At 71.4% G+C, this 22415-nt stretch carries 20 protein-coding genes; 15 read left to right on the forward strand and 5 right to left on the reverse strand.

Annotated features, from left to right (window positions below):
- The 12 genes from AB0I03_RS23230 (at window position 1) to AB0I03_RS23285 (ending at window position 14946) form a co-directional block, all read left to right on the forward strand.
- On the forward strand, window positions 1–1290 hold the full coding sequence (locus AB0I03_RS23230) for a dihydroorotase (RefSeq protein WP_360416439.1): 1290 nt from the start codon (window positions 1–3) through the stop codon (window positions 1288–1290).
- The gene (gene carA, locus AB0I03_RS23235; protein ID WP_360416183.1) at window positions 1287–2420 is read left to right on the forward strand and encodes a glutamine-hydrolyzing carbamoyl-phosphate synthase small subunit; all 1134 of its coding nucleotides are present in this window, start codon (window positions 1287–1289) and stop codon (window positions 2418–2420) included. The genes AB0I03_RS23230 and carA overlap by 4 nt, the downstream gene beginning before the upstream one ends.
- The gene (gene carB, locus AB0I03_RS23240) at window positions 2413–5733 is read left to right on the forward strand and encodes a carbamoyl-phosphate synthase large subunit (RefSeq protein WP_360416184.1); all 3321 of its coding nucleotides are present in this window, start codon (window positions 2413–2415) and stop codon (window positions 5731–5733) included. The genes carA and carB overlap by 8 nt, the downstream gene beginning before the upstream one ends.
- 73 nt (window positions 5734–5806) lie before the next feature.
- On the forward strand, window positions 5807–6883 hold the full coding sequence (locus AB0I03_RS23245) for a quinone-dependent dihydroorotate dehydrogenase (protein ID WP_360416186.1): 1077 nt from the start codon (window positions 5807–5809) through the stop codon (window positions 6881–6883).
- Window positions 6884–6927: 44 nt separating this feature from the next.
- Window positions 6928–7845 (forward strand): orotidine-5'-phosphate decarboxylase, encoded by a 918-nt coding sequence (gene pyrF / locus AB0I03_RS23250; RefSeq protein ID WP_360416188.1) that lies wholly within the window; start codon window positions 6928–6930, stop codon window positions 7843–7845.
- Window positions 7846–7994: 149 nt separating this feature from the next.
- The gene (gene mihF, locus AB0I03_RS23255) at window positions 7995–8318 is read left to right on the forward strand and encodes an integration host factor, actinobacterial type (RefSeq protein ID WP_030156658.1); all 324 of its coding nucleotides are present in this window, start codon (window positions 7995–7997) and stop codon (window positions 8316–8318) included.
- Between the two features lie 20 nt (window positions 8319–8338).
- Window positions 8339–8950, forward strand: a complete 612-nt coding sequence (gmk, locus tag AB0I03_RS23260; RefSeq protein ID WP_360416190.1) for a guanylate kinase — start codon at window positions 8339–8341, stop codon at window positions 8948–8950.
- A 53-nt stretch (window positions 8951–9003) separates the two neighbouring features.
- The gene (rpoZ, locus tag AB0I03_RS23265; protein ID WP_270109768.1) at window positions 9004–9276 is read left to right on the forward strand and encodes a DNA-directed RNA polymerase subunit omega; all 273 of its coding nucleotides are present in this window, start codon (window positions 9004–9006) and stop codon (window positions 9274–9276) included.
- A 26-nt stretch (window positions 9277–9302) separates the two neighbouring features.
- Window positions 9303–10493: a bifunctional phosphopantothenoylcysteine decarboxylase/phosphopantothenate--cysteine ligase CoaBC gene (gene coaBC / locus AB0I03_RS23270; protein ID WP_360416192.1), complete on the forward strand. Its 1191-nt coding sequence runs from the start codon at window positions 9303–9305 to the stop codon at window positions 10491–10493.
- Between the two features lie 116 nt (window positions 10494–10609).
- Complete coding sequence (metK, locus tag AB0I03_RS23275; RefSeq protein WP_270109766.1) at window positions 10610–11803, forward strand: methionine adenosyltransferase; 1194 nt, start codon at window positions 10610–10612, stop codon at window positions 11801–11803.
- 134 nt (window positions 11804–11937) lie between these two features.
- Window positions 11938–12930 carry a polysaccharide lyase gene (locus tag AB0I03_RS23280; protein ID WP_360416194.1) on the forward strand — a complete coding sequence of 331 codons (993 nt, stop codon included), beginning with the start codon at window positions 11938–11940 and terminating at the stop codon, window positions 12928–12930.
- Between the two features lie 90 nt (window positions 12931–13020).
- Window positions 13021–14946 (forward strand): primosome assembly protein PriA, encoded by a 1926-nt coding sequence (locus AB0I03_RS23285; protein ID WP_360416196.1) that lies wholly within the window; start codon window positions 13021–13023, stop codon window positions 14944–14946.
- Window positions 14947–14974: 28 nt separating this feature from the next.
- Here the strand turns inward: AB0I03_RS23285 and AB0I03_RS23290 are convergent, their stop codons facing one another.
- From AB0I03_RS23290 to AB0I03_RS23305, 4 genes are all read right to left on the reverse strand, one after another.
- Window positions 14975–15685 (reverse strand): DUF4190 domain-containing protein, encoded by a 711-nt coding sequence (locus AB0I03_RS23290; RefSeq protein WP_360416198.1) that lies wholly within the window; start codon window positions 15683–15685, stop codon window positions 14975–14977.
- A gap of 68 nt (window positions 15686–15753) precedes the next feature.
- Window positions 15754–16020: a hypothetical protein gene (locus tag AB0I03_RS23295; RefSeq protein ID WP_360416200.1), complete on the reverse strand. Its 267-nt coding sequence runs from the start codon at window positions 16018–16020 to the stop codon at window positions 15754–15756.
- A gap of 192 nt (window positions 16021–16212) precedes the next feature.
- Window positions 16213–18726: a helix-turn-helix domain-containing protein gene (locus AB0I03_RS23300; RefSeq protein ID WP_360416202.1), complete on the reverse strand. Its 2514-nt coding sequence runs from the start codon at window positions 18724–18726 to the stop codon at window positions 16213–16215.
- Window positions 18727–18967: 241 nt separating this feature from the next.
- Window positions 18968–19330 carry a DUF1801 domain-containing protein gene (locus AB0I03_RS23305; protein ID WP_360416204.1) on the reverse strand — a complete coding sequence of 121 codons (363 nt, stop codon included), beginning with the start codon at window positions 19328–19330 and terminating at the stop codon, window positions 18968–18970.
- A gap of 117 nt (window positions 19331–19447) precedes the next feature.
- Between AB0I03_RS23305 and AB0I03_RS23310 the strand changes: the two genes are divergently transcribed.
- The 3 genes from AB0I03_RS23310 (at window position 19448) to AB0I03_RS23320 (ending at window position 21917) form a co-directional block, all read left to right on the forward strand.
- Window positions 19448–19927 (forward strand): VOC family protein, encoded by a 480-nt coding sequence (locus AB0I03_RS23310; protein ID WP_360416206.1) that lies wholly within the window; start codon window positions 19448–19450, stop codon window positions 19925–19927.
- Window positions 19928–20049: 122 nt separating this feature from the next.
- On the forward strand, window positions 20050–21267 hold the full coding sequence (locus tag AB0I03_RS23315; protein ID WP_360416208.1) for a histidine kinase: 1218 nt from the start codon (window positions 20050–20052) through the stop codon (window positions 21265–21267).
- A complete protein-coding gene (locus AB0I03_RS23320; protein WP_360416210.1) occupies window positions 21264–21917 on the forward strand; it encodes a response regulator transcription factor in 654 nt (217 codons plus the stop codon). The genes AB0I03_RS23315 and AB0I03_RS23320 overlap by 4 nt, the downstream gene beginning before the upstream one ends.
- A gap of 54 nt (window positions 21918–21971) precedes the next feature.
- On the opposite strand, the gene AB0I03_RS23325 is transcribed toward AB0I03_RS23320, so the two are convergent.
- On the reverse strand, window positions 21972–22415 hold the full coding sequence (locus tag AB0I03_RS23325) for a hypothetical protein (protein WP_360416212.1): 444 nt from the start codon (window positions 22413–22415) through the stop codon (window positions 21972–21974).

Here is a 22415-nt window from a genome sequence, read left to right on the forward strand (position 1 = left end):
ATCCTGATCAAGGGCGCCGACATCGTCGGCAGGGGACGCCAGGACGTCCTCGTCCGCGACGGCCGAGTGGCCGAGATCGGCACACTGTCCGCAAAGGATGCCGACGTGGTCGACGCCGACGGCCTGGTGCTCCTGCCCGGCCTCGTCGACCTCCACACCCACCTGCGCGAGCCCGGCCGCGAGGACGCCGAGACCGTCCTCTCCGGCACCCGCGCCGCCGCCAAGGGCGGCTACACCGCGGTGTGCGCCATGGCGAACTCCTACCCCGTGGCCGACACGGCCGGGGTCGTGGAGCAGGTCGCCGCGCTCGGCCGCGCCGCCGGCTACGCCGACGTGCAGCCCATCGGCGCCGTCTCGGTCGGCCTCGAAGGCAAGCGGCTCGCCGAGATCGGCGCGATGGCCCAGTCCGCCGCGCGGGTCCGCATGTTCTCCGACGACGGACACTGCGTGCACGACCCGGTGCTCATGCGCCGCGCCCTCGAATACGTGAAGACCTTCGGCGGGCTCATCGCCCAGCACGCCGAGGAGCCGCGGCTCACCGAAGGCGCCCAGATGAACGAGGGCGCCGTCTCGGCCGAGCTCGGCCTGCCCGGCTGGCCCTCGGTCGCCGAAGAGGCCATCATCGCCCGCGACGTGCTCCTCGCCGAGTACACCGGTGCGCGCGTCCACTTCTGCCACGTCTCCACCGCCCGCTCGGTCGACATCATTCGCGAGGCGAAGGCCCGCGGCGCGAACGTGACCGCCGAGGTCTGCCCGCACCACCTCCTCCTCACCGACGAGGCCGCGCGCTCCTACGACCCGGTGTACAAGGTCAACCCGCCGCTGCGGCGCGAAGCCGACGTCGAAGTGCTGCGGGCCGCGCTCGCCGAGGGCGTCATCGACGCCGTCGCGACCGACCACGCCCCGCACGCCCCCCAGGACAAGGAGTGCGAGTGGGCCGCCGCCCGCCCCGGGATGCTCGGCCTCGAGACCGCGCTCTCGATCAGCGTCCTCGCCCTCGGTGGACCCTCTAGTGTGGACTGGGACGTGCTCGCCGAGCGCACCTCCCGCACCCCCGCGCGCATCGCGGGCCTGGAGACCCACGGCCGCGACCCGCAGCCGGGGGCCGAAGCGAACTTCACGCTCGTGGACCCCGCCGCGACCTGGACCGTCGTCCCCGAGGGACTGGCGTCCCTGTCGCGCAACACGCCGTACGCCGGGAGGGAGCTCCCGGTCACCGTCCAGGCGACGTTCCTTCGCGGACGCGCCACCGTTCTCAACGGGAAAATTGCAGAGGAGATCTCCGAATGAGCAGCAGAGCACCAGCGATCCTCGTACTCGAGGACGGCCGCGTCTTCCGCGGTGAGGCCTACGGCTCGGTCGGCGAGACCTTCGGTGAAGCGGTCTTCTCCACCGGCATGACCGGCTACCAGGAGACCCTCACCGACCCGTCCTACTACGGGCAGGTCGTCGCGCAGACGGCCCCGCAGATCGGCAACACCGGCTGGAACGACGAGGACGACGAGTCCCGCCGCATCTGGGTCGCCGGGTACGTCGTGCGCGACCCCGCCCGCACCGCCTCCAACTGGCGGTCCAAGCGCGGCCTCGAAGACGAGCTGGCGTCCCAGGGGATCGTGGGCATCAGCGGCGTCGACACCCGTGCGCTCACCCGCCACCTCCGCGAAGCCGGGGCCATGCGCGTCGGCATCTCCTCGCGCGACACCGACGTGGCCGCGCTCCTGGAGCGGGTCCGCGCCACGCCCCACATGGCCGGCGCCAACCACGTGGGCGCCGTGACCACTCCGGAGCCCTACACGTACGAGGCCAAGGAGCCGCGGTACACCGTTGCCGCCCTCGACCTGGGCATCAAGCGGAACACGCCGCGCCGCCTCGCCGAACGCGGGATCACCACCCAGGTATTCCCCGCCACTGCGGAGGTCGAGCAGCTCCTTTCGGGGAATCCTGACGCCGTGTTCCTCTCCAACGGCCCCGGCGACCCCGCCACCGCCGAACACCAGGTCGCGCTGACGCGGGAACTCCTGCGCCGCAAGGTCCCGGTCTTCGGCATCTGCTTCGGCAACCAGATCCTCGGGCGCGCCCTGGGCCTGGAGACCTACAAGCTGAAGTTCGGCCACCGCGGCATCAACCAGCCGGTGCTCGACCGCCACACGAACAAGATCGAGATCACCGCCCACAACCACGGCTTCGCCTTGAAGGCGCCCGAGAGCGGCGAGTTCTTCGCGACCGAGTTCGGCCGCGTCCAGGTGAGCCACGTCTGCCTCAACGACGACGTCGTCGAAGGCCTCACCTGCCTCGACGCGCCCGCCTACTCCGTGCAGTACCACCCCGAGGCCGCCGGCGGGCCGCACGACGCCGACTACCTGTTCGACCGCCTGATCGAACTCATTCAGCAGCAAGAAGGGGCACCGACCCATGCCTAAGCGCACCGACCTCAAGCACGTCCTGGTCATCGGGTCCGGACCCATCCAGATCGGCCAGGCCTGCGAATTCGACTACTCCGGCACGCAGGCCTGCCGCGTGCTCCGCGAGGAGGGCCTGCGCGTCACCCTCGTCAACTCCAACCCGGCCACGATCATGACCGACCCCGAGTTCGCCGACGCCACCTACGTCGAGCCGATCACCACCGAGGTCATCGAGCAGATCATCGCCAAGGAGAAGCCCGACGCGCTCCTGCCCACCCTGGGCGGCCAGACCGCGCTCAACGCCGCAGTCGGCCTCCACGAGGCCGGCATCTTCGAGAAGTACGGCGTCGAGCTCATCGGCGCCGACATGGACGCCATCCAGCGCGGCGAGGACCGCCAGCAGTTCAAGGACATCGTCCTCAAGGTCGGCGGCGAGGTCCCGCGCTCGGCCGTGTGCCGCAGCATGGACGAGGTCAAGGCCACCATCGACGACCTCGGCCTGCCCGTGGTCATCCGCCCCTCCTTCACCATGGGCGGCCTCGGCTCCGGCATGGCCTACACCTGGGACGACGTCGACCGCATCGCCGGCAACGGCCTCGCCGAGTCGCCCACCACCGAGGTCCTCATCGAGGAGTCCGTGCTCGGCTGGAAGGAGTACGAGCTCGAGCTCATGCGCGACCGCAACGACAACGTCGTGGTCGTCTGCTCCATCGAGAACATCGACCCCATGGGCGTCCACACCGGCGACTCCGTCACCGTCGCCCCCTCGATGACCCTCACCGACCGCGAGTACCAGCACATGCGCGACATCGGCATCGCCGTGCTCCGCGAGGTCGGCGTCGACACCGGCGGCTGCAACATCCAGTTCGCGATCGACCCGGCCGACGGCCGCATGATCGTCATCGAGATGAACCCGCGCGTGTCCCGCTCCTCCGCGCTCGCCTCCAAGGCCACCGGCTTCCCGATCGCGAAGATCGCCGCGAAGCTCGCCATCGGCTACACGCTCGACGAGATCCCGAACGACATCACCAAGGCCACCCCGGCCGCGTTCGAGCCGACCCTGGACTACGTCGTCGTCAAGGTCCCGCGCTTCACGTTCGAGAAGTTCCCCGGCGCGGACCCGACCCTGACCACCACCATGAAGTCCGTCGGCGAGGCCATGAGCCTCGGCCGGACCTTCCAGCAGGCCCTCCAGAAGGCCCTGCGGTCCACCGAGACCAAGCAGGCCGGGTTCTGGACCCGCCCCGACCCCGCGGGCGCGACCCTCGAGAACACGATGGAAGCCCTCAAGACCGCGCACGACGGCACGCTCTACACCGCCGAGCGCGCCCTCCGCCTCGGCGCCAGCGTCGCCGAGGTCCACGAGGCCTGCAAGATCGACCCGTGGTTCCTCGACCAGGTCGCCCAGCTCATCGACCTGCGCGACGAGATCGAGCACGCCGCCGTCGTCGACGAGGCCCTGCTCCGCAAGGCCAAGCGCGCCGGATTCTCCGACGCCCAGGTCGCGGCCCTGCGCCCCGAGCTCGCCGGCGAGGCCGGCGTGCGGCGCCTGCGCCACCGGCTCGGCCTGCGCCCGGTCTTCAAGACCGTCGACACCTGCGCCGCCGAGTTCGAGGCCCACACGCCCTACCACTACTCGACCTACGAGGACGAGACCGAGGTCGCGCCCTCCGATCGGCCCAAGGTCATGATCCTCGGCTCCGGCCCCAACCGCATCGGCCAGGGCATCGAGTTCGACTACTCGTGCGTCCACGCCGTGCAGGCCCTGCGCGAGGTCGGGTACGAGACCATCATGGTCAACTGCAACCCCGAGACCGTCTCGACCGACTACGACACCGCCGACCGGCTCTACTTCGAGCCGCTCACCTTCGAGGACGTCACCGAGGTCTACCACGCCGAGAACGAGACCGGCCGCGCCGCGGGCGGACCCGGCGTCATCGGCGTCGTCGTCCAGCTCGGCGGCCAGACCCCGCTCGGCCTCGCCGAGCGCCTCGAGCAGGCCGGACTCCCGATCGTCGGCACCAGCCCCAAGGCCATCGACAACGCCGAGGACCGCGGCGTCTTCGGGAAGCTCCTCGACGAACTCGGCCTCGTCGCCCCCGCGGGCGGCACCGCGTTCTCCTACGAGGAGGCCCGCGAGGTCGCCGCCCAGATCGGCTACCCCGTGCTCGTGCGCCCGTCGTACGTCCTCGGCGGCCGCGGCATGGAGATCGTCTACGACGAGGACACCCTCGCCGGCTACATCTCCCGCGCCACCGAGGCCAGCCCCGAGCACCCGATCCTCATCGACCGGTTCCTCGACGACGCCATCGAGATCGACGTCGACTGCCTCTGCGACGGCACCGACTTCTACATCGGCGGCATCATGGAGCACATCGAGGAGGCCGGCGTCCACTCCGGCGACTCCTCCTGCGCGCTCCCGCCCATCACCTTGGGCGCCACGGTCATCGAGCAGATCCGCGACTACACCGCGAAGCTCGCCTTCGGCATCGGCGTGCGCGGCCTCATGAACGTCCAGTACGCCCTCAAGGACGAGCAGCTGTACGTCCTCGAGGCGAACCCGCGGGCCTCGCGCACCGTCCCGTTCGTCTCCAAGGCCACCGCCGTGCCGCTCGCCAAGGCCGCCGCCCGCATCTCGCTCGGCGCCACCATCGCCGAGCTGCGCGCCGAAGGCCTGCTCCTGCCCGAGGGCGACGGCTCCTACGCCGGCCCCGAGGTCCCGATCAGCGTCAAAGAGGTCCTCCTGCCCTTCAAGCGGTTCCGCACCGTCGAAGGCGCCGGACTCGACGCCGTGCTCGGCCCGGAGATGAAGTCCACCGGCGAGGTCATGGGCATCGACTCCTCCTTCGGCCTCGCCTTCGCCAAGGCCACGCTCGCCGTCTACGGCAAGCTGCCCACCACCGGGAAGGTCTTCGTGTCCGTCGCCGACCGCGACAAGCGCGCCATCGTCTTCCCGGTGCGCCGCCTCGTCGACCTCGGCTTCACCGTCTACGCCACCGAAGGCACCGGCCTGGTCCTCAAGCGCCACGGCATCGACTCCACCGCCGTCGCCCGCCACAGCTCGGGCGAGGCCGTCGACGCCGTCAGCCTCATCGCCTCCGGCGAGATCGACCTGGTCATCACCACGCCCTCGGCCTCCACGGGCCCGCGCACCGACGGCTGGGAGATCCGCTCCGCCGCCGTCGTCGCCGACGTCAGCTGCGTGACGACCATCCAGGGCGCGGCCGCCGCCACCCAGGCCATCGAATCGGCCTCCCGCGGCGAGATCCGCGTCGCCTCGCTCCAGGAACTGCACCAGCGCCTCCGCGGCAGCGAAGCGACCGCCTCGTAACCTTCGCCGGGTGAGCGACTGCACGGCGTAGCCGTGTCGCTCACCCGGCGAATTGACGTATACAGGAATGAGCATGCTGTACCAGAAACTGGCCCGCCCGGTCCTGTTCCGGATCGGACGCGGCGACGCCGAGCAAGCGCACGAGTTCACCCTGCGCTGGCTCACCCGCCTGTCCTCCCAGCGACAGGCCCGGAACGCGCTCATCAAGCTCAACCAGCTCAGCGCCCCCGTCACCGTCTGCGGCATCCCCTTCCCCAACCCCATCGGCCTCGCCGCCGGCATGGACAAGAACGGCGTCGCCACCGGCGCCTGGCCCGCCCTCGGCTTCGGCTTCGCCGAGATCGGCACCGTGACCGCCCAGCCCCAGCCCGGCAACCCCAAGCCGCGCATGTTCCGCATGCGCCGCTCCCAGGGCATCGTCAACCGCATGGGCTTCAACAACCACGGCGCGCAGGCCCTGGCCGCGCAGCTCACCTCCGCACCGGCCGTGAACTGCCCGCTGGGGATCAGCATCGGGAAGTCGAAGGCGGTGCCGCTCGAGGGCGCGATCGACGACTACCTGGTCTCGCTGCGGTTCCTCTACCCGTTCGCGGACTACATCGCCATCAACGTCTCCTCGCCGAACACGCCGGGCCTGCGCCAGCTCCAGGACGCGGCCGCACTGCGCGCCCTGCTCAACGCGCTGCGCACCGAGGGCGTGCGCCTGGCCGCCGGCCGCCCGGCCCGCCCGCTCCTGGTCAAGATCGCGCCCGACCTCACCGAGCCCGCCATGGCGGAGCTCCTGGAGGTCTGCCTCGAGACCGGGGTCGCGGGCGTGATCGCCACGAACACCACGCTCGGCCGCGACGGCGTGGACCCGAGCGAGGACGCGATCGCGGCCGAGCCCGGCGGCATGTCCGGCAAGCCGCTGACGCAGGTCTCGCGCGAGATCGTGCGCTTCGTGCACCGTGAGACCAACGGGGCGCTGCCGATCATCGGCTCGGGCGGGATCATGACCGCCGACGACGCGCAGGCGATGTTCGACGCCGGCGCGAGCCTCGTGCAGCTCTATTCGGGCCTGGTGTACAACGGACCCGGCCTGGTGCGCAGCAGCGTGCGCCGCTACCGATCGTCCGCCCGCAAGGGCGCCCGCACCCCTCAGTCCAGTTGACGACAAGCCTGAACCTCTTAAGCCTGAACCTTTTAAGGAATGCCATGCCTACCAGCAAGGATTTCGGCTCCCGGGCCCACCACCTCTCGCGGGTGCGCGGTCCGCTCTGCGCTGGGATCGACCCGCACGGCGCACTCCTGCAGCACTGGGGCCTCGACGACGACCTGGCCGGCGCCGAGCGCTTCGCGATGACGCTCGTCGAGGCCGCGGCCGAGACGTGCGCGTTCATCAAGCCGCAGTCGGCGTTCTACGAGCGGTTCGGTTCGGGCGGCGTGGCACTCCTCGAACGGGTGATCGCGGAGTCCCGCCGGGCCGGGGCGCTCGTCATCCTCGACGTCAAGCGCGGCGACATCGGCTCCACGATGGCCGCGTACGCCCAGGCGTACCTCGACCCGGCCTCGCCGCTCGCGGTCGACGCGATCACGGTGAGCCCGTTCCTCGGCACCGGCTCGCTGCAGCCCGCGTTCGACCTCGCCGGCGCCCACGGCAAGGGCCTGTTCGTCCTGGCCCGCACCTCGAACCCCGAGGGCAAGCAGGTGCAGATGGCCAAGCGCCGCGACGGCAAGTCAGTGGCCCAGGGGATCATCGACGAGGTGAACGAGCAGAACGGCGACGCCGAGCCCATGGGCTCCTTCGGCATCGTCATGGGCGCCACCATCGGGGCCTGCGCCTCAGAAGGGGAGGCCCGCCTGCGTGAGTCGACTTACGGAATCACGCACACCACCGTGCGGCAACGTGACACCGCTCACGACCTGTCCCAGTTCAACGGCCCCATCCTGGTCCCGGGCATGGGAGCGCAGGGCGGACGCCCGAGTGATCTTCCGCGCGTGCTCGGCGCGGCAACGAACTTCGCAATCCCGTCCTATTCCCGACAAATCGCACAGCCGGGGCCAGCCGTGGCGAGCATTCGCGGCGCCGTCGAGGCGCTGCAGGAGGAATGCCGCGCCGCAATGGGGGAATAAACCCGCGATTTCGGGGCCCGAAATTTGCCCCACCCCCGGTCGCAGGCGTGTCGGACGCTGGGGTTACCGTTCCCGAGCTGGGTATGCTTCAGCGATACCCGCACGTCAAGGTCCACAGGGACAGAAACCATCGACTGCAAGGAGACCCCGTGCCGCTCCCTAAACTGACTCCGGAACAGCGCGCCGCAGCTCTCGAGAAGGCCGCCGCGGCCCGCAAGGCCCGCGCCGAGCTCAAAGAGAAGCTGAAGTCGGGCGAGACCACCCTGGAAGCGGTCCTCAAGTCCGCCGCCACCGACGACATTTCGGGCAAGATGAAGGTCTCGGCCGTGCTCAAGGCCCTCCCCGGCATCGGCGACAAGCGCGCCACCCAGATCATGGAGAAGCTCAAGATCGCCGACTCCCGTCGGCTGCGCGGCCTCGGCGAGCACCAGCGCGCCGCGCTTCTGGATGAATTCAAGGGCGACCAGGCCTAAGTTCGGGTAGTAGTAGTCGCGTGAACATCGATCGTCACCACGCAGCCCTGGCCCAGCGCCTCACGGTGCTGTCCGGCCCGTCCGGAGTCGGCAAGGGCAGCGTCAAGGCCCTCATCCAGGAGTACTACCCGTGGGTCTGGCTCTCCGTGAGCTGCACGACCCGCAAGCCTCGCCCGGGTGAGGCCGATGGCGCCGACTACCACTTCGTGTCGACCGAGCAGTTCGAGTCGATGATCGCCGCGGGGGAGTTCCTTGAGTGGGCCTCCTACGCGGGGAACCTCTACGGAACCCCCCGCGGCCCGGTCGAGGAGCGCCTGCGCGCCGGACTCCCGGCGCTGCTGGAGATCGAACTGCAGGGCGCCCGCCAGGTCCGCCGGGCCATGCACGACGCCCAACTGGTGTTCTTGGCACCGCCGTCGTGGGACGAACTCGTCCGCCGCCTCACCGGCCGCGGCACCGAGGACGAGGCCACGATCGCGCGCCGCCTGGACGCCGCCCGCCAAGAGCTCGCCGCGGAGGCCGAGTTCGATCACACAGTCACGAATGTGTCGATCGAGCAGGCGGCCGCCGAGCTGGTAGAGTTGCTCAGTTCCCCCGCTTTCGCCTCGGCGAAGCTGGCGAGCCACAACTGAGGTCCGGCACACCGGGCCTCTGAGCAACACGAGTCGCACACGAAGGATTACACGTGTCAGGGACTGTCGCCGACCCGGTCGGCATCACCAATCCGCCGATCGACGACCTGCTCGAGAAGAGCCAGTCGAAGTATCAGCTGGTCATCTACTCGGCCAAGCGCGCGCGTCAGATCAACGCGTACTACTCGCAGCTGGGCGAAGGCCTGCTCGAGTACGTCGGCCCGCTCGTCGAGACCACGCCCGAGGAGAAGCCGCTGTCGATCGCCATGCGCGAGCTCGACAAGGGCCTGCTCGAGACGAAGGCGTTCGACGACCCCGACGCGTAAGCGTCCGGCGGGCGTAAACTTCGCGCGTGAACATCGTCCTGGGCGTGTCAGGCGGCATCGCCGCCTACAAGGCCTGCATACTGCTCCGCCTCCTCAAGGAATCCGGACACGACGTCCACGTGATTCCGACCGAGGCAGCGCTCAAGTTCGTCGGTGAAGCCACCTGGGAGGCCCTTTCGGGCCACCGGGTGGCTTCCGGCGTCTTCTCCGACGTGTCCGAGGTCAAGCACGTCAGGCTCGGCCGCCAGGCCGACCTCGTCGTGGTGGCCCCGGCGACCGCCGACCTGCTCGCGCGGGCCGCGCACGGCCGCGCCGACGACCTGCTCACCAGCACACTGCTGACCGCCACCTGCCCCGTCGTGTTCGCCCCGGCGATGCACACGGAGATGTGGGAGCACGCGGCCACGCGCGCCAACGTCGCCCTCCTGCGTGAGCGCGGCGCGCACGTCGTCGAGCCCGACTCGGGCCGCCTCACGGGCGCCGACACCGGTCCCGGGCGCCTGCCCGAGCCCGAATCGCTCTTCGCGCTCATCAAGGGCTTCTTGACGTCACCGGCCAGGGACCTGGTGGGCCGCAAGGTCCTCGTGACCGCCGGCGGGACCCGCGAGCCGATCGACCCGGTCCGGTTCATCGGGAACCACTCCTCAGGCAGGCAGGGCATCGCCCTCGCCGCCGCGGCAGCCGCGCGCGGCGCGGAGGTGCACCTCATCGCCGCCCACATCGACGCGCCGCTGCCCGCGGGGATCAGCGTCGAACGCGTCTCCACGACCGGCGAGCTGTACGACGCCACCGTGAAGGCCGCCGCCGAGGCCGACGCCGCGGTCCTCGCGGCCGCGCCCGCCGACTTCACGCCCAAGGACCGGTCGGACCGCAAGCTCAAGCGCAAGGGCGACCTCGACCTGGCGCTGACCTCCACCGCCGACATCGCCGCGGCCGTGGGCCGCGAGAAACGCCCCGAGCAGGTGCTCGTCGTGTTCGCGGCCGAGACCCACGACGGCCCCGAGCACGCCATGCGCAAGCGCGCGGCCAAAGGGGCCGATCTGGTGGTGCTCAACGACGTCTCGGGCGGGGCCGTGTTCGGCTCGGCGGAGAACTCGGTCACCGTATTCGACGAACGTGGCGAAGTCGACGCCCGCGAGCACGCCTCCAAAGAGGCCGTGGCCGATGCCATCTGGGACGCCGTCGCAGGGCGGCTCCCGCTGGGTGGACGCAATTGACACCGCGTGACCGGCGCGTGCCGACTTGGTGGGAAGATCATCAGCGCATAGACTTGTGAGCTGCGAAGTCAGTCGAATGAGCGCCGCTTGGCGGTGTGGAAGTGTTGAGGAGTGCCGTGGCACGTCGCCTGTTCACCTCCGAGTCGGTCACTGAGGGCCACCCGGACAAGATCGCCGACCAGATCTCCGATGGGATCCTGGACGCCCTGCTGGGCGAGGACCCCTCGAGCCGAGTCGCGGTCGAAACCCTCATCACCACCGGTCAGGTGCACGTGGCGGGCGAGGTCACGACCCACGCCTACGCGGACATCCCCCGGATCGTGCGCGACACGATCCTGCGGATCGGCTACGACTCGTCCAAGAAGGGCTTCGACGGCGCCTCGTGCGGCGTGAACGTCTCGATCGGCGGACAGAGCCCGGACATCGCCCAGGGCGTCGACAAGGCCTGGGAGTCCCGCGTCGACTCCGGCGACATCGACGAGATGGACCTGCAGGGCGCCGGCGACCAGGGCCTCATGTTCGGCTTCGCATGCCGCGAGACCCCCGAGCTGATGCCCCTGCCGATCGCCTTGGCGCACCGGCTCTCCCAGCGCCTCACGGAGGTCCGCAAGGACGGCACCGTGCCGTACCTGCGCCCGGACGGCAAGACCCAGGTCACCATCGAGTACGAGGGCAACAAGCCCGTGCGCCTGGACACCGTCGTCGTCTCGAGCCAGCACGCGCCCGACATCTCGCTCGACTCGCTGCTGTCGCCCGACGTCGCCGAGCACGTGATCGCCCCGGTCGTCTCCGGCCTGGACCTCGACACCGCCGACTACAAGCTCCTGGTCAACCCCACGGGCCGCTTCGAGATCGGCGGCCCGATGGGCGACGCCGGCCTCACCGGCCGCAAGATCATCGTCGACACCTACGGCGGCTACGCCCGCCACGGCGGCGGCGCGTTCTCCGGCAAGGACCCGTCGAAGGTCGACCGCTCGGCCGCGTACGCCGCCCGCTGGGTGGCGAAGAACGTCGTGGCCGCCGGGCTCGCCGAGCGCTGCGAGGTCCAGGTCGCGTACGCGATCGGCAAGGCCAAGCCGGTGAGCGTCGCGGTCGACGCGCAGGGCACCGAGACCGTCGACCCCGCGCGCATCGAGCGCGCCGTGCTCGAGGTCTTCGACCTCCGCCCGGCCGCGATCATCCGCGACCTCAACCTGATCCGCCCGGTCTACTCCAAGACCGCCGCCTACGGCCACTTCGGGCGCGAGCTCCCGGAGTTCACCTGGGAGGCCACCGACCGCGCCGCGGCCCTCAAAGAGGCCGTGAACTAGCAGCGCACTAACCGAGCGCCCCTGCCCGGCGGGCAGGGGCGCTCGCGTTCGCGTCTTCGGGAACCTTCGGCCTGGCCCGGATGCGGTACGGTGCAGGCGTACTGTCCCTTTTGACTTGGAACGGGTCCCCCCCTGTGAAGCGATCCACCCTCACCATCGTCGCGGTCGCCGTCGCCGCGCTGGCCGCCGCCGGCATGACCTCGCTCAACGCCCTCGCCGATGAGCACGATCCCGACGCGTTGCTCTGGGCGGACTACGAGGCGGGCGGCGTGACCTCCGGAAACCCCGAGATCGGCCTGGGGAAGTGCTGCACGCACTCGATCCAGACCTCGGGGACCGGTCGCGACAGCACCACCTCGATCCGGCACGAGCTGCGCCAGACGGACGCACCGGTGAAGGGCGGCATGCGTTCCGAGAGCGATGCGCTCAACGTGGACGAGGCGCGCTTCGGCGTCGGCGACAGCCGCTACTACGCGTTCAGCGTCTACCTGCCCAGCACTTGGGCGCACGACGGGTCCGCTGAGGACATCGTCTTCCAGTGGCACAACACGCCTTCGCCCACCGAGTCCTGCGAGCCGAAGAAGACGCCGAGCGCCTTCCTGGCGGTGCACCCCGGCAGCGACCCCGCGCCGCCCGCGGAGTGGCGCCTGCGCGTGAACGCCGACCCGAACGCCTGCACCACCGCGAACTCGATCGCCATGACCCACTTCTCGCTCGGCACGCCCGCGCTCGGCCAGTGGACCGACTTCGTCTTCAAGTTCGACTGGGCCTATGACGCATCGGGCCACATCGACGCCTGGATGCAGACCAGCAAGAGCCCCGGCTGGCGGCAGGTCGTCGATGCGGACGGTCCGAACACGTACAACGACAACCATGTCGGCGGCTACGTGAAGTGGGGGCTCTACAAGCCGGGCTGGAACGGCGGTGCGACCAACGGCGTCGACATGCGCGCCGTCCTCCATGACAACGTCGCGGTCGGCACCACATGCGCGTCCGTCATGCCGACGGGCTGGGGCGCGCCGCCCGGTTGCGACGCGACCGCTGCCGCGGACTTCGGACTCGCCGACACGGCGGTCACCGCGGGCCAGACCCAGCTGCGAGCGCTGGCGAGGCGGCGACGGTACTGAGCGCGGTTGCGCTCGACATGCTGTGAACTGGGTACTGACTTCAGGCGCCGGGCGGCTGCGACTGTCGTAGCCGCCCGGTATTTTTATTGGATGGACGAGTCCCCGGCACGATACGCAGCGGTCTGCGTAGACCACCCGTTGCCGCAGCTCAACCAGCTTTTCGACTACCGTGTCCCGGTCGAACTCCTCGACGAGGTGCAGCCGGGATGCCGCGTCGCGGTGCGGTTCAACGGCCGCAAGCTCAAGGCCACCGTGATGGAGCTGCGCGACCGGACGGAGTTCACCGGGAAGATCCTCCCGGTGCTCGAAGCGGTCCCGCCCGGGCCGGTGCTCACCGCTGAGGTGGCGGCGGCGGCGCGCCGTGTCGCGGACCGCTACGCGGGCAACCTCGCCGACGTGCTGCGCCTCGCCCTGCCCGAGCGCAAGCTGCGGGTGGAGAAGGAGGCCCCGGGCGAACCGCAGCCCGTGACGGCGCCGACCACCACTCACTGGAATAGATATATCGCTGGCGAGGCATTCTTGCGCGCGGTGCGCGAAGGGAAACCACCCCGGATCGTCTGGAGCGCGATCCCCGGCGAGGACTGGGCGACCCGGCTCGCCGAGGCCGCCGCGACCTCCGCAGCCGCCGGGCGAGGGGCGCTGCTGGTCGTCCCCGACCAGTACGACCTGGAACGGCTCGACACGGCGCTGAGCGCCGTGCTCGGACCGGACCGGCACGTGACGCTCTCGAACGCCATGGGTCCGACGCCGCGGTACCGGTCGTTCCTCAAGGCCCTGCGGGGCGAGGTCCGCGTCGTCGCGGGCACGCAGGTCGCGATGCTCGCGCCGGTGGAACGCCTCGGGCTGGTGGCGGTCTGGGACGACGGCGACAAGAACCTGATCAGTCTCCACGCGCCGCAGCCGCACGCCCGCGACGTGCTGCTGACCCGCGCCGAGCTCGCCGGGGCCGCCTGCGTGGTCGGCGGCTTCTCGCGCACGCCGCAGGCGCAGCTCTTGGTCGAGACCGGCTGGGCGATTTCAGCGGTCGGCGAGCGCGACGCGCTCCGCGCCGCCGCGCCGCGCGTCGTGCCGATCGGCGACGACGCGGACCTCGCGGCCGACCCGTCGAGTTCGACCGCGCGCTTGCCAACGGTCGCTTGGGAGGCCGCGCGGAGCGCGTTGAACGCCGACCTGCCGGTGCTGCTGCAGGTGCCGCGCCGGGGCTATGTGCCGGCCGTCTCCTGCCAGCGCTGCCGCACCCGCGCGCTGTGTCCGGAGTGCACTGGGCCGCTGCGGCTCACGGGGCCGCGTCGGCCTCCGGTGTGCACGTGGTGCGGCCGGGTCGATGAGCATTACCGTTGCAAGGAATGCGGATCGACGCAGATCAGGGCGGTCGTGATCGGTGCGGCGCGGACCGCCGAGGAGTTGGCGAGTGCGTTCCCGGGGGTCGAGGTGGTCGAGTCGAACGCTTCGGAGCGGTTGGGCGTGATCCCGGAGGGCCGGCGCATCGTCGTGTCCACTCCGGGGGTCGAGCCGACGGCGCCGCAGGGCTACGGCGCGGTGCTGCTGCTGGACACGTGGGCCCAGTTGACCCGGGCCGAGTTGACCGCTTCTGAAGAGGCGCTTCGGATCTGGATGAACGCGGTGTCGCTGTGCGCCTCCACGGGCACTGCTGTGGTGACGGCGGACGGGGGACTGCCGGTGGTGCAGGCGCTGATCCGTTGGGATCCTGCGTGGTTCGCGCGTGTCGAGCTCGAGGAGCGGGCTGAGCTCGGGTTCCCGCCGGTGATGAAGTTCGCCGCTTTGACGGGGCCGAACGGCGAGGCGGAGAAGATCGCCGCGGACCTGCCTTCGGACCTGGGGGCCGAGGTGATCGGGCCGATTCCGGTCGATGAGCAGACGGAGCGGCTGCTGCTGCGGGTGCGCCGCCGGGACGGGGCCGCCCTCGCGAGCGTGCTCGCGAAGGCGACCGCCGAGCGGTCCAGTGCGAAGGCCGAGCAGGTGAGGGTCCAGATCGATCCCCGCGAGATCGCTTGAGCCGGAACCGGTTCGGGCCTGCGGCGGGTCAGTAGTCGTAGCCGGAGGAGACGCCGCCCGCGCCGATCATGACGAGGATTCGGAGCACGACCAAGGCGACCGCGATCCAGCCGAGGACGATGCCGGCGGTCGCCAGGCCGGCCCCGGCTTCGCCCGTCTCGGCGATCTGCCGCTTCGCGATGCTGCCGAAGATGATGCCCAGGAACCCGAAGCAGAGGCAGACGCCGACGATGCCGACGACCAGGGCCGCGACCGCGAATCCGTTCGTGCGGGGTCGCGCCGGCTGCCAGTAGTACGGTGCCGCGGCCGGGTAGGGCGGCGGTGCGGGGGCGGCTCCGGTACCGGATGGCGGTGGTGCCGAGGTGCCTTGGGCGGCAGCGTCATCGGAGGCGGCGTTCGCGGGTGCCACGGGCGGTGGTTCCGTGATGGCTTGGGCTGCATTGTCATCGGTGACATTGGGAGACGCCGTGTCGTCCTGGGCTGCAGTTGCCGCAATGGGCGGTTCGGGTGCGGCGGCGGTCGCTGACGACGGGTCGGCGTCCGGTTCCGAGGCGAACGCGGATGCGGGAGGCGGCGGGGCGTGCTGCTCTGGGGCCGTGGGAGGCTCGGGCGCTGATGGGGGGCGCTGTTCGGGGGCGGCCGGCTCGGTGTCAGCGTTCGGGTCCGCTGCGGTGGGCTCGGGAGGGGGCGCGGGGTTCGGCTCCGAGTCGGGTTCGGGGCGCGATTCGTTCGGGGACATGTCAGGTCCTTCATGTCAGGGGGACCTTGATTGTCGCAGGGGCCGACCGGGAGGGGTCCCCCCAGCGCCTACTCGGCTTCGCCGCGGCGCAGCCTGGCGCGGGCCCCGGCCCACAGGCCGCGGAGGCGCTGGCGGAAGAGGTAGACGAGGCCGAGGACTATGAGCACGAACGGGATCGCGATCGGCAGGACCGTGGTGAAGCCGAGGAGCACGATGAGCGCTTCGACGCCGATGAACGAGGCGACGCCCATGTAGCCGACCACGGTGAACGCCTGCATGCGGTAGACGAGGGCTGCGAACGCGTTGCGGAGGCGGCCGGGCCGCTTTTCGGTCACTGCTCATGTATACCAGCGGGGATCATGTCGCGGCCGCTCCCGAACTCGCCGTGAGGAGGGCAGGCGGTGCCCGCCCAAGTGCAGGACGGATTTCAGGACGGGCTGCCTCGACCAGAGCGAGCAGTGCTCGTCGGCGACGGGCTCTTCGGCGGGGTCGGGGAGCAGGGCGTCTACGCCGCTTCCCCGGGAGGCCTACTTCGACTTGCCGAGGAGCTCGGCGACCTCGGCCCTGCCGTAGGTGCCGATCGCGTCGTGCAGGCGCAGGGCCCGCGCCCAGTGTGTGCGCGCCTCACGCTCGTTGCCCTGGGCCGCGATGGCGTTGCCGAGGCCGTGGTTGGCGCGGGCCTCCTCGTACGGGTCGGGGGCGGCTTCGGCGAGGTCGAGGGCTTCGCGGTGGAGGCGTTCGGCGGTCGCGGGGTCGCCGACGACGTTGTAGGTGAACCCGGTGTTGTTGAGGATCTCGAGGCGCAGTTCGATGCTGCTGGCGCCGGCCGTCGCGTCGAGGGCGTGCTCGGCGAGCGCCTTGGCCTCGTCGTGCCGGCCCTGGTGGGCGCGGGCGTAGGCGAAGCGGCTGCGGATGAACGCCTGGCCGTAGTCGTCGCCGGAGTCGCGGTAGGCGTGGAGTGCCTTCTCGAGGAGCTCGGCGGCGGCGTGGGGGTCGTGGTCGCGCAGGCGCAGGCGGGCGAGGCCCGCGAGGGCGGCGCCGAGGTTCTGGTTCCAGCCGCGGTCGGCGAAGGTCTTGACGGACCGCTCGAACCCGGACTGGGCGTTCTCGTTGTCGCCGATGAGGAGGTCGAGATGGGCGAGGTCGTCCAGCGCGTTGGCCTCGCGGACGGCGTCGCCGAGGTCGCGGAAGCCCTCGGCGACCTCGACGGCGCACTGGCGGGCCTCGGCGAGCCGCCAGCGCTGGCTGTGGCACCAGCCGAGGCCGGCGAGGGCGATCAGTTCGCCGTTGCGGTCGCCGAGTTCGGCCGCGAGGGTCCGGGAGGCGTTGAGGTGGTATTCGGCGTCGTCGAGGGCGCCGATGGCGCGGTGGGTGCTGCCGATCTGGTAGCGGACGGTGGCCTCGTGCCGCCGGTCGCCTGCGGCGCGGTCGGCGTCGAGGGCGATCGCGAGGCAGTCGAGGGCTTCGGTGCGCAGGCCGCGCAGGTACTGGTAGCGCCAGAGGGCTGAGGCGAGGCGGCTGGCGTGCCAGTGGTGGCCGCCGGCGGCGGCGTGGCGGATGGTCTCGACGAGTGCGCTGTGGCGGGCGTCGAGCCATTCGAGGGCGTCCTCGGGGGTCGCGAAGTGCGCCTTGGGAACAGCGGTCTCCGGGTTCGCTTCGGGTTCGAGTCCGAACAGGACCTGCCAGGACCCGGCCACGGAGGCGAGGTGCCAGTCGTAGAGGCGGTGCAGGGCCTCGTCGCGGTCGGGATGCGCGTCGGCCTGCTCGCGGGCGTAGGCGCGGACGAGGTCGTGGACGCTCCAGCGGTCGTCGCGGGGGGCGGCGAGGTGGACTTCGGCGAGCCGGTGGAGTGCGGCGGCGGCGTCGGCGGTGGTGGCCGCGGTGAGGGCGGCGATGCCGGCGGGTTCGAACTCGGTGGCGGGGTGGAGGCCGATCGCGTTGAGGGCCCGGCGTTCGGCGGGTGCGAGCCGGTCGCGGGTGAGGTCGAGGCAGGAGCGGAGGCCGGCGGCTTCGTCGCCGGGGAGGTCGAGGTTGGCGAGGGGGGCGCTGGCGATGCGGTCGCGGAGGTCGCCGAGGGCCTGTTCGGGGTGGGCGAGGGTCTGGCAGGCGGCGAGTCGCAGGGCGAGGGGGAGGTCGCCGCAGGCGGCGGCGAGGCCGCGGGCCGCTTGCGGGTCGGTGGCGATGCGGTCGCGTCCGACCATGGCGCCGAGGAGGTCCATTGATTCTTCGCGGGCGAGCGGGGCGAGGCGCAGGTGCGGGACGCCGTGGGTCGCGGTGAGTCCGAAGAGGACGGTGCGGGCGGTGATGAGGGCGGCTGAGCCCCCGGTGCCGGGGAGGAGGTCGCGCAGCTGCTCGGGGCTGCGGGCGTTGTCGAGGACGATGAGGACGCGGCGGTGGCTCAGGAGCGAGCGGTACATCGCGGCGCGTTCGTCCCCGTCCGCCGGGATCTCCTCCGCGTCGGTGCCGAGTGCGGTGAGGAACCGCTGCAGCACCGGCGAGGGCGCGAGCGGGTCGGTGCCGGAGAAGCCGCGGAGGTCGACGTACAGCTGCCCGTCGGGGTAGTCGTCGAGGGCGCGGTGGGCCCAGTGGAGGACGAGCGCGGTCTTGCCGATCCCGGCGGGCCCGGCGACGACGACGGCGCGGGGCGCGGACTCGCGCGTGTGCTCGCCGATCAGGCGCAGTTCGCGCTCGCGGCCGGTGAACGCGTGGGGTGCGGGCGGCAGCTGGCGGGGGACCTGGCCGGCGTCCGCCACATCGGCGGCGGCGATCCGGGAGCACTGGGCGAGCCAGGTGTCGACGGCGGCCTCGTCGCCGCCGCAGGCGCGCACGAGCGCGGCGACGACTTCGGAGCGGGGGAGGGTGTCGCGGTTGAGGACGGCGGCGAGCGTCGAGGTGGGGAGCCAGTCGCCGTGGTCGCGGGCGCGGCGGCTGACCTCGCGGATGCTCAAGCCCGAACCGGCGCGCAGTTCGCGGAGCAGGGCGACCATCTGGGGAGCCGAACCGGCGGACGAGGGGTCCAGGCCATTGAGGGAATGACGCACGTCACTGAGTCTACCGAGGACCGGCGTCGCGCGCCCGCCCCGTCCGGGACGATCCGGGACACCGCAACCGTTGCCGCCCAGTGCGATCCGGTGGTGCACTGGAGGTGCACCGAAGCGCCGCCTCCGCGCGCAAGGGCGACCTTTCAGGAAACCAGGGCCGGCCAGTGCTGTCGCCGGTCCGCACCCCCGGCCGCTCCCCGCCACCCATGCGGGAGCGGCCGGGGGTTCCCCCTCGGCGGCCTCAGCAGACCGGGCCGGAGGCGGCGGCCGCGGCCCGGGCGATGTCGCGGATGAGGTCGAGGTCGACCTTCTTCGGGGAGGAGAACCTGAGGCAGACCTTGCCCATGTCGTGGTCCGCGAGGCGGTCGGCGAGGGCGTCGCGCACGCTGGTGGGCATATAGAACGAGAGGTACCGCTTCTGGGAAGCGAAGGCGACGCCGTCGCTGCCGTCGCGCGTGAAACCGGGCATCCCGTACTCCATGACCTCGGTGAACCCGGGCATCTCGGCCCGGCAGACGTCGCGGATCGCCGTCATCACCTCCCGGCGCTCCTCCGGGAGCTCCGCCAGGTACTCGTCCACGGTCGCCGCGTCGCTCTGCACCATGGTGGCAACGTAGCGCGAACCCGTTCCCGAGCGATGAGTTTCGGCCCGCCGCCTCGTCTCAACTGATGCAATCGCCTAGTCAAGGCAGCTCAGCTCAGCTCGGAAGGACGAACCGCCATGCAGAAGATCGTCACCAACATCTGGTACCAGGACAACGCCGCCGAGGAGGCCGTCGAGTGGTACCTGACCCTCTTCGACGACGCCAAGGTCACCAGCACCATCCCGTACGTCGAGGACGCGCACGGCAAGGTCGGCGAGGCCATGGTCGTGAACTTCGACCTCGCCGGGCAGTCGTTCACCGCCATCAACGGCGACGACTCGGCCAAGCACGACCACGCCATGTCGCTGCTCATCAACTGCGACTCCCAGGAGGAGGTCGACCGCCTCTGGGACGCGTTCCTCGCCAACGGCGGCAGCGAGATCCAGTGCGGCTGGATCGCCGACAAGTGGGGCGTCAACTGGCAGGTCTGGCCCACCGAGGCCGACCAGTACGTGGGCGGCCCGGACAAGGACGCCGCAGTGCGCGCGGTCAACGCCATGTACGCGATGAAGAAGATCGACCTCCAGGCGCTCAAGGACGCCTACCAGGGCCGCTAGCGCTCGAACCCGGGCACGCCCGGTCCCCCGCGCGGGGGACCGGGGCCCCGCCGCGGAGGGAGGCCGCCGGCCCCCGCGCCTGCGAGGCTGAACGAATGAACCGCCGCTGGCACAATGGCCCCATGCGCCTCCTCGCCCCGCTCTGGTCCCGGGCCACCTACCGCGGCTGGGTCTGGATCATCCTCGGCGGCGCGCTCATGATGCCGTTCATGATGGTCGGCGCGATCGGCCACAACGCCCTCGACCCCGACAACGGCTTCAACGGGATCATCGAACCCGCCGTCTTCGCGGCCGTCCTGCCGCTGGTCGCCGCCGCCTCGCTGCTCCTGCCCGACCGCGAGGTCGAGCGCACGGCCGCCCGCCGCCTGCTCGGCGCCGAGTTCGCCTCTCCCGCCGACGACGACTCCTGGAACTCCCGCTGGCGCACCGGCTGCTGGTTCACCCTGCACGCCGCGATCGGCGGCGTCCTCAGCGGCATGACCCTCGCGATCGTCCCTTACGCCGCCTACCTGCTGTACTACGGCGCCCGCGCCGCCTTCACCGGGTTCGACACCACGCCCGCCTTCTACATCGGGAGCATCCCCGAACTGGGCCTGCTCACCGGTCCGCTCATCCTGGCGGCCCTCATCGCGCTCATCGCGGCCGCCACCGCCGGCATGCGCGCCCTCGCGCCCCACCTGCTCGGCCAGGGCGCGGGCGACCGCCTCGCCGCCTCCCGCGCCGAGGCCGCCCGCCTGGCCGCCCGCAACCGCATCGCCCGCGAACTCCACGACTCGGTCGGCCACGCCCTCTCCGTGGTCGTCGTCCAGTCAGAGGCCGCCTCGCGCCTCATCGCCCACGACCCCGCGTTCGCCGCACAGGCCATGGCCGCCGTGGGCGAGACCGCGCGCAACGCGCTGGCCGAACTCGACGCCGTGATCGGGGCCCTGCGCGAGGACCGCGACGACTCGCGCGCCCCGCAGCGCGACCTCGCCGACCTCGCGCACCTCGCCGCCGAGTCGGGCGTCGCCGTCGATCTGCACGTCACCGGCGACGCCGAGGCGCTGGGCCGCCTGGCCTCCCGCGAGATCTACCGGATCGTCCAGGAGGCGCTGACGAACGTGCTGCGCCACGCCGACGAGCCGCGCGCCGCGGTCACGGTCGACCTCGGCGCCGCCGAAGCCGCCGTCACGGTGATCAGCCCGGCCGCGCGCAGGCCGCGCGGGCGCGCCGGCGGCCGCGGCCTCATCGGCATGACCGAACGCGCCGCCGTCCTCGGCGGCACGGCCGCAGCCGACTGGCACGCGGGCGAATGGACCGTCCGCGCCGCCGTACCGATCGAGACGAAGGGCCGGGAATGACCGCACCACTGCGCATCGCGCTGATCGACGACGAGGCGCTGATCCGCACCGGGTTCGCCGCGATCATCGGCGCCGAACCGGACCTCGAGGTCGTCGCCCAGGGCGCCGACGGGATCGACGCCCTCACCATCGCCCGCTCCGGCAAGGCCGACGTGCTCCTCATGGACGTCCGCATGCCCACAGTGGACGGCATCCAGGCGACCGAGCGGATCGTCGCCGAACTCGCCGCACCGCCGAAGATCCTCGTCGTCACCACCTTCGACAACGACGACTACGTGTGGCAGGCCCTGCGCGCCGGAGCCGACGGGTTCCTGCTCAAGCGCACCCGCGTCGAAGACCTCCTCGCGGCCGTCAGGCTCGTCGCCCGCACCGACGCGCTCCTGTTCCCCGAAGCGGTCCGCCGCCTCGCCGCCGCGGCCCCGACCCGCAAGGCCCCCAAAGGCATCGACGACCTCAGCGAACGCGAACGCGAAGTCCTCGTGCTCGCCGCCAGAGGCCTCTCCAACCAGGAGATCGCGGCCGAGCTCTTCCTCGGCCGCGAGACCGTCAAGACCCACCTCAGCGGCGTGTACGCCAAGCTCGGCGTCCGCGACCGCACGCAGGCCGTGATCGCCGCCTACGAAGGCGGACTCGTCACCGTGCTCCCGTAAAGCGCGCTCGTGAACGAGCGCGCCCGGCCCCGAGTGCGCGGGGCCGGGCGCCTCCTATGCGGTGAACACCGCGGTCCCACCGGGATCGGTGCCTTCGATGGTGACGCCCTCGGCGATGAGGACCGTGCCGGCCGTGCTCTGGTCGGCCAGCGGCTGCACGGTCGGCGCGGCCAGATCGGACTCGGTGGCCGCAAGGCCCACCGTCGCCTCCTCTTCGGCCTCGCCGCCGCTCGCCGCGACCACGGTCAGCGCGGACTCCATGCCGTGCAGCGTTCCCCGCAGGTACTGGAGGTTCCGCCAGGTGGCGGCATGGAACTCCTGGTACTGGCCCGCGGCGTTCTCGGCCGCGCCCGGCGCGGTCCCGAACGCCGGGGCCCGGCTCAGCGTCCCGGCACCCAGCACCGGGATCACCTGGTTCTCGAGCGCATCGAGCAGCTCCAGCAGGAACAGCCGGTACTCCTCGATCGCCTCGGGGTCGAACACCCGCTCCTGTGCCAT

This window comes from Glycomyces sp. NPDC021274 (genome assembly GCF_040641195.1).
Lineage (GTDB): Bacteria > Actinomycetota > Actinomycetes > Mycobacteriales > Micromonosporaceae > Glycomyces.

Coding starts and splice junctions, on each gene's coding strand:
- carA (WP_360416183.1), top strand. CDS start 1,287: ATGAGCAGCAGAGCACCAGCGATCCTCGTACTCGAGGACGGCCGCGTC.
- carB (WP_360416184.1), top strand. CDS start 2,413: ATGCCTAAGCGCACCGACCTCAAGCACGTCCTGGTCATCGGGTCCGGA.
- AB0I03_RS23245 (WP_360416186.1), top strand. CDS start 5,807: ATGCTGTACCAGAAACTGGCCCGCCCGGTCCTGTTCCGGATCGGACGC.
- pyrF (WP_360416188.1), top strand. CDS start 6,928: ATGCCTACCAGCAAGGATTTCGGCTCCCGGGCCCACCACCTCTCGCGG.
- AB0I03_RS23285 (WP_360416196.1), top strand. CDS start 13,021: ATGGACGAGTCCCCGGCACGATACGCAGCGGTCTGCGTAGACCACCCG.
- AB0I03_RS23290 (WP_360416198.1), bottom strand. CDS start 15,685: ATGTCCCCGAACGAATCGCGCCCCGAACCCGACTCGGAGCCGAACCCC.
- AB0I03_RS23305 (WP_360416204.1), bottom strand. CDS start 19,330: ATGGTGCAGAGCGACGCGGCGACCGTGGACGAGTACCTGGCGGAGCTC.
- AB0I03_RS23310 (WP_360416206.1), top strand. CDS start 19,448: ATGCAGAAGATCGTCACCAACATCTGGTACCAGGACAACGCCGCCGAG.
- AB0I03_RS23315 (WP_360416208.1), top strand. CDS start 20,050: ATGCGCCTCCTCGCCCCGCTCTGGTCCCGGGCCACCTACCGCGGCTGG.
- AB0I03_RS23320 (WP_360416210.1), top strand. CDS start 21,264: ATGACCGCACCACTGCGCATCGCGCTGATCGACGACGAGGCGCTGATC.
- AB0I03_RS23325 (WP_360416212.1), bottom strand. CDS start 22,415: ATGGCACAGGAGCGGGTGTTCGACCCCGAGGCGATCGAGGAGTACCGG.